Source organism: Sphingomonas sp. CCH15-F11, assembly GCF_001557005.1.
GTDB lineage: Bacteria > Pseudomonadota > Alphaproteobacteria > Sphingomonadales > Sphingomonadaceae > Sphingomonas.
This window is the reverse complement of sequence record NZ_LSKG01000022.1, coordinates 1-6,567: the sequence shown is the minus strand read 5'-3', so window position 1 is coordinate 6,567 and position 6,567 is coordinate 1. Positions and strand designations below refer to the sequence as shown.

Annotated in this window: 4 protein-coding genes and 1 pseudogene; 2 read left to right on the top strand and 3 right to left on the bottom strand. The window is 68.9% G+C overall.

The window, feature by feature from the left end; all coding sequences use genetic code 11:
* Both AX709_RS02460 and AX709_RS02455 read left to right on the top strand, forming a co-directional pair.
* Positions 1-2,041, top strand: a 2,041-nt coding sequence (locus AX709_RS02460; RefSeq protein ID WP_066546462.1) for an insulinase family protein, incomplete at its 5' end; no start/stop codon positions are given.
* A gap of 58 nt (positions 2,042-2,099) precedes the next feature.
* Positions 2,100-3,125 carry an NAD(P)H-dependent flavin oxidoreductase gene (locus AX709_RS02455; RefSeq protein WP_066546459.1) on the top strand — a complete coding sequence of 342 codons (1,026 nt, stop codon included), beginning with the start codon at positions 2,100-2,102 and terminating at the stop codon, positions 3,123-3,125.
* A gap of 225 nt (positions 3,126-3,350) precedes the next feature.
* Here the strand turns inward: AX709_RS02455 and AX709_RS02450 are convergent, their stop codons facing one another.
* The 3 genes and pseudogenes from AX709_RS02450 to serA all read right to left on the bottom strand — a co-directional run bounded on the left by AX709_RS02450 (position 3,351) and on the right by serA (position 6,472).
* Positions 3,351-4,448, bottom strand: coding sequence for an ATP phosphoribosyltransferase regulatory subunit (locus AX709_RS02450; RefSeq protein WP_066546457.1), 1,098 nt, complete (start codon positions 4,446-4,448; stop codon positions 3,351-3,353).
* A pseudogene (locus AX709_RS18095) lies at positions 4,445-4,797 on the bottom strand (endonuclease domain-containing protein). Before AX709_RS18095 ends, AX709_RS02450 begins: the two are co-directional and overlap by 4 nt.
* Positions 4,798-4,894: 97 nt before the next feature.
* Positions 4,895-6,472 (bottom strand): phosphoglycerate dehydrogenase, encoded by a 1,578-nt coding sequence (gene serA, locus AX709_RS02445; RefSeq protein ID WP_066546465.1) that lies wholly within the window; start codon positions 6,470-6,472, stop codon positions 4,895-4,897.
* Between the last annotated feature and the right edge of the window lie 95 nt (positions 6,473-6,567).

The window sequence follows — 6,567 nt, the reverse complement described above, 5'->3', positions numbered from 1 at the left end:
CGGGCCGGCGACCGCCGCGATCGTCGAGCCGGCGCTGCCGACCCTGGTGTCCGCCGCGATCGTGCGGCCATGGACGGTCGGCGACGACACCATCCTGTTCAACCAGGAGCGCATGGTCGAGCTGGTCGCGGTGCAGGTGGTCAACCGGCGGCTGGAAAGCCGCGCGCGCGGCGGGGCCAGTTACATCAGCGCGGGGGCGGAGCTGGACGACATCTCGCGCTCCGCCAATGTCACCTCGCTGTCGATCCTGCCGCTCGGCAACGATTGGGAGGCGGCGTTGCGCGACGTGCGCGCGACGATCGACGAGGCGGTGCGCACCCCGATCGCCCCGAGCGAGATCGCGCGCGAGCTGGCGGTGATCGAATCGGCGATGAAGAACGCGGTCGCCACCGCGCCGGTCGAGGCGGGCGCGCGGATCGCGGACAATCTGGTCAGCGCGGTCGACATCCGCGAAACCGTGGCGGGGCCGCAGACGTCGCTGCAGATCTTCGAGGGCGCGGTCGCCCAGAACTTCTTCACCCCGGCGCGCGTGCAGGCCGCCGCGAAAAAGGCGTTTACCGGCGTCGCGACGCGCGCGATCGTCAGCACGCCCGCGCCGGACGCCACCGCCGCCACCCGGCTTGCCGCCGCGCTCGACGCCGATGTGTCCGCCGTGGCGGCGACACGGGGCAAGGTGCGCGACGTGTCGATCGACGACCTGCCCCGGCTGGGCCGGCCCGGCAAGGTGGTCGCGCGCACCACCGCGCTCACCAGCCCGGCGATCGAGCAGATCGATTTCGCCAATGGCGCCAAGCTGTTGCTGTTCCCCAATGCGGGGGAAACGGGCAAGGTCTATGTCCGCGTACGTTTTGGCAACGGGCTCAACGCGCTGCCCGCCGACCGCGCGGTGCCCGCCTATGCCGCCGACCTTGCGCTGATCGCGGGCGGCATCGGCAAGCTGGGTCAGGAGGAGCTCGACCGCATCACCGCGGGGCGGCGGCTGGGCCTCGACTTCGCGATCGACGACGATGCGTTCGTGCTGGGCGGGCTGACGACCGCGGATGACCTGAAGGATCAGCTCCGGCTGATCGCGACCAAGCTCGACTATCCCGCCTGGGATCCAAAGCCGGTCGCGCGGGTGAAGGCGGTGCTCTTGGCCAGCTATGACAGCCTGTCGGCGTCGCCCGACGCGGTGCTGAGCCGCGATCTGGAGCGCCTGCTCCATGACGGCGACCCGCGCTGGGGCGCGCCGACCCGCGCGCAGATCGAGGCGCTCGACGCGAAGACCTTCCGCGACCTGTGGGCGCCGTTGCTGGCGAGCGGGCCGATCGAGGTCCAGGTGTTCGGCGACGTCGCGCCCGACGCAGCGGTGCAGGCGGTGGCGGCGACGATCGGCGCGATGAAGCCCCGCGCGCCCGTGGCACTGGCGCCGCCGCCGGTCCGCTTTCCCGATCATGTCGCCGAGCCCGTCGTGCGCCGCCACACCGGCCAGCCCAACCAGGCCGCAGCGGTCATCGCGTGGCCGACCGGGGGCGGCAGCGACGCGCTGGGCGAGAGCCGCAGGCTCGAGATCCTGGCTGCGATCTTCCGCGACCGGCTGCTCGACCGGCTGCGGTCGCAGGCGGGCTTGTCCTACACCCCCAACGTGGTCAACCAATGGCCGGTCGGCATGTCGGCGGGCGGCACGATGCTGGCGATCGGCATGATCCCCCCCGACCGCACCCGCGACTTCTTCACGCTGGCGCGCGAGATCGCGGCCGACCTGGTCGCGCGGCCGGTCGAGATGGACGAATTGCGCCGCGCCCAGGCCCCGGTGCTGCAATTCTATCAGCGCAGCGCGACCGGCAACCAGTTCTGGATGCAGCAGACCGCGGGCGGAACGGGCGATCCGAAGCGGCTGGCGGCGATCGGCACGCTCGGCACCGACCTGCGCGACGTGACGCCCGAGGCGCTTCAGGCGCTGGCGGCGCGCTACCTGCGCCCCGAACGCGACTGGAGCCTGGTGGTGCTGCCCGACGAGGCGGTGCTGGCGGCGGCGGCGCAAGCGGCACCCGCGCGCTGAGCCGTCCGCCGGTTGCGGCCCGCTTGCGCGGGCGCGGAGCCGCGTCTAGGCGGCGGGGATGACCGACCTCACCTCCGCACGGGCGCGCCTCCACCGTCGCATGGCGCGCGGCGCCGAATTTCTGGGCAGCGACGTCGCGATCCTGTGCGGCGCGATGTCGTGGGTCAGCGAACGCAACCTGGTCGCAGCGATGTCCAATGCCGGCGGCTTCGGCGTCATCGCATGCGGCGCGATGTCGCCCGACTTGCTCGACGCCGAGATCGCGGCGACGCGGGCGCTGACCGACCGGCCGTTCGGCGTCAACCTGATCACCATGCATCCGCAGCTGCAGGACCTGATCGCGGTGTGCGGCCGGCACGGTGTCGGCCATATCGTGCTGGCGGGCGGATTGCCGCCGGCGGGGTCGCTGGATGCGATCAAGGCGACGGGGGCGAAGGTGATCTGCTTCGCTCCCGCCCTGAGCCTCGCCAAGAAGCTGATGCGGTCGGGGGTGGACGCGCTGGTGATCGAGGGGATGGAGGCCGGTGGTCACATCGGCCCGGTTTCGACCAGCGTGCTGGCGCAGGAAATCCTGCCGGTGGTCGCGGGCGAGCTGCCCGTGTTCGTCGCCGGCGGGATCGGCCGGGGCGAGGCGATCGCGAGCTATCTCGACATGGGGGCCGCGGGGGTCCAGCTCGGCACGCGCTTTGCGTGCGCGACCGAATCGATCGCGCACCCCAATTTCAAGAAGGCGTTCTTTCGTGCCTCCGCCCGCGACGCGATCGCCAGCGTCCAGGTCGATCCCCGCCTGCCGGTCATTCCGGTGCGCGCGCTCAAGAACGCGGGGACCGAGCTGTTCACCGCCAAGCAGCGCGAGGTCGCCGCCCTGCTGGACGAGGGCCAGGTGGCGATGGCGGAGGCGCAGCTGCAGATCGAGCATTACTGGGCGGGCGCGCTGCGCCGCGCGGTGATCGACGGCGACATCGAACATGGCAGCCTGATGGCCGGCCAGTCGGTCGGCATGGTGACGTGCGAGGAACCCGTCGCGGATATCATCGCGACGCTGATGACCGAAGCGGCGGAGGCGATCGACAAGCGGGCGTGAGCGGGGCTTCGACGGCGCATCAACCCGTTCGTGTCGAGCCCTTCGACTGCCTGCCAAGGCAGGCGCTCAGGATAAACTTTGACTTGAAAGTCAAAGTCGAGACACGCTTTTCGACTTCGCTCGAAGCAAACGGGACAGGGGACGCAAATCGGCTAGTTTCCCCTGATCCCCCGGCACAAGGCCGGGATGACGATGAGGGGATGAGCGTGCCCGTGTAACCGCCGGTTACAGGGGTTCCGGGCCGTGCGCTGTCAGCTGGTGGGTGCAGAGTTGTGCCGCGGGCGTGTCGTCAGGGGTAAGTGCGGCGACCGTTACCCAGCCCTGCGCGCGCAGATCACGAGCGGCCGCTGGATCGCTTCCCACCGGGAGGAACAGCCGCCGCCGCTCGACAGGGCCGAGGCCGGCATCGAGCACCGGATCGGCATAGAGCGAAAAGCCGATCGCGGGTTCCTCGACGCCCGAGGGGTGAACGATCATATAGGTGCCGCCACGCCCGATCTCACCGCGCACGCCGCCGGCGAACAGCGAGAAACCCAGCCAGCTCTGATATTCGAAGCCGTGGCGCTCGGTCGGATCGAGCGTCAGCGCGACGCCACCATTCAATTCGGCGGCGATCTCCGCCAGCCCGTCAAGCCGGGTAGCAAGGATCGCGCCGTGCGGCGAGGCGCGCAACCGCGCAATCGCCGCATCGAACGGCCCGGCGGCCTCGATGAGCGGGAGGAAACCGGCATCGATCTGTGCCACCCCGGCCGCATCCTTGGCATCCAGCCGCTCGCGCAGCTTTGCCAGCGCCGCCGGGCTCAGTCGGTCGCCGGCGATCGTGTCGATCAGGTCGGGAAGGGTGAAATCGATCGAGACGCCGGTGACGCCGGCGGCTGCCAGCGCCTCGACGGCGAGGCCCACGACCTCGCGTGCGGCGGCGACGCTGTCGAGGCCGATCAGCTCGGCGCCGATCTGCATCCGCTCGCGCGCCGGGTCGAGCTCGCCCGCGCGCAGCTTGATGACCGGGCCGGCATAGGAGAGCCGCACAGGGCGCGGATGATGCGCCATGCGCGTCGCCGCGATCCGCCCCACTTGCGCGGTCAGGTCGGGGCGGATCGCCAGCGTGCGCTGCGACACCGGATCGACGAAGCGCACCGCGTCCTTGGCCGACGCGGCCTTCAATCGTCCGGCCAGCGCGTCCTCGAACTCGACGAGCGGCGCGTCGACCTGTTCATAGCCATGGCCATGCGCGGTATCGAGGATGCGCCGCGCCAGCCGCGCCGCCGCGTCGGCAACGGGGGGCAAGCGGTCGTGAAATCCCTCGGGCAGCAGACCGGTCATCGGCTCAAGCCCTCTCCGCCTTGGGGAGAGGGTTGGGAGAGGGGCCGTGCCGCCAGCGCAAGCTCGATCGCGGTCAGCACGCCCTCCAAATTCCCTGCCACATCCCGGTTGGTAAGACGTATCACCTGATATCCCTGTTCGTTCAGCCATGCCGTCCGGCGTTCGTCCCGGGCGTTGTCGCTATCGTGCGTGTCGCCATCAACCTCAATAACCAGTTTGCGCGAGCGGGCGACGAATCGAAGCTATAGGGCCCGATAACGACCTGCCGACCGAACTTCACGCCGTTGAAGCGTTTGGCGCGGAGTGCATGCCAAAGTTTCTGTTCGAACGGGGTTGGTGCGGAGCGCATGGCGCGAGCGTGCGCGAGCATCGCTTCGTTGGTCTTTTGCCGCACCGGCCCCTCTCCCAACCCTCTCCCCAGAGGGGAGAGGGCTTTTTGGCATCGATCAGAACTTCAGCGCCATGACCGTCTTCACGCCGGGGAGTGCGCGGACGCGGGTGATGAGGTCGGGGGTGACGGGATCGTCGACCGAGAGCAGCAGCACCGCTTCGCCACCGGTATCGCGGCGGCCGAGGTGGAAAGTGCCGATGTTGACGCCCGATTCGCCGAGCAGCGTGCCGATGCGGCCGATGAAACCGGGCGCGTCCTCATTGACGACATAGAGCATGTGACCCGCCAGGTCGGCTTCGACCTTGATCCCGAACAGCTCGACCAGCCGGGGCGCCTCGTTGCCGAACAGCGTGCCGGCGACCGATCGTTCGCCGGCATCGGTCTTGACCGACACGCGGATCAGCGTGTGGTAATCGCCCTCGCGCTCGGTGCGCACCTCGCGCACTTCCATGCCGCGTTCCTTGGCCAGGAAGGGCGCGTTGACCATGTTCACCGTGTCCGAATGAACGCGCAGATAGCCGGCGAGCACCGCGCTGACGATCGGCTTCTGGTTCAATTCGGCGGCCGCGCCCTCGCTGTGGATCGAGATGCGCGGGATCGAGCCGTGCGACAATTGCCCGACCAGGCTGCCGAGCTTTTCGGCGAGCGCCATATAGGGTTTCAGCCGCGGCGCTTCCTCCGCCGACAGGCTGGGCATGTTGAGCGCATTGGTGACGCCGCCCGAGACCAGGAAATCGGCCATCTGCTCGGCGACCTGAAGTGCGACATTGACCTGCGCTTCGCTGGTCGACGCGCCGAGATGCGGGGTCGAGATGAAATTGGGGGTGCCGAACAGCGGATGTTCGTGCGCGGGTTCGGTCGCGAACACGTCGAGCGCGGCACCCGCGATATGCCCCGAATCGAGCCCCGCCTTGAGCGCGACCTCGTCGATCAGGCCGCCGCGCGCGCAATTGATGATGCGCACGCCCTTCTTGGTCTTGGCGAGATTTTCCGCCGACAGGATGTTGCGCGTCTGGTCTGTGAGCGGCGTGTGCAGCGTGATGAAGTCGGCGCGGGCGAGCAGCTGGTCGAGCTCGACCTTTTCGACCCCGATCTCGACCGCACGTTCGGGGCTGAGGAACGGGTCAAAGGCGATGACCTTCATCTTGAGCCCCTGGGCGCGATCGGCGACGATCGAGCCGATATTGCCCGCGCCGATCAGCCCCAGCGTCTTGGCGGTCAGCTCGACCCCCATGAAGCGGTTCTTCTCCCACTTGCCCGCCTGGGTCGAGGCGTCCGCCTCGGGCAATTGCCGCGCGAGCGCGAACATGAGCGCAATCGCGTGTTCGGCGGTGGTGATCGAATTGCCGAACGGCGTGTTCATCACCACCACGCCCTGGGCAGACGCCGCGGGGATATCGACATTGTCGACGCCGATGCCCGCGCGGCCGATTACCTTGAGGTTCGGCGCGTGCGCCAGAATGTCCTTGGTCACCTTGGTCGAGCTGCGGATGGCAAGCCCGTCATAATCGCCGATGATCGCCTTCAGCTCATCGGGGGTCTTGCCAGTGATCTCGTCCACCTCGACCCCGCGTTCGCGGAAGATCTGGGCGGCGAGCGGGGACATTTTGTCGGAAATCAGGACTTTGGGCATGACGTTTGCTTCCTTCATCTCCCTCTCCACCATTGGGGAGAGGGCCGGGGAGAGGGGATGTTGGGGAAAGGCGAGGGGAGCGTCAGGGCGCGCGG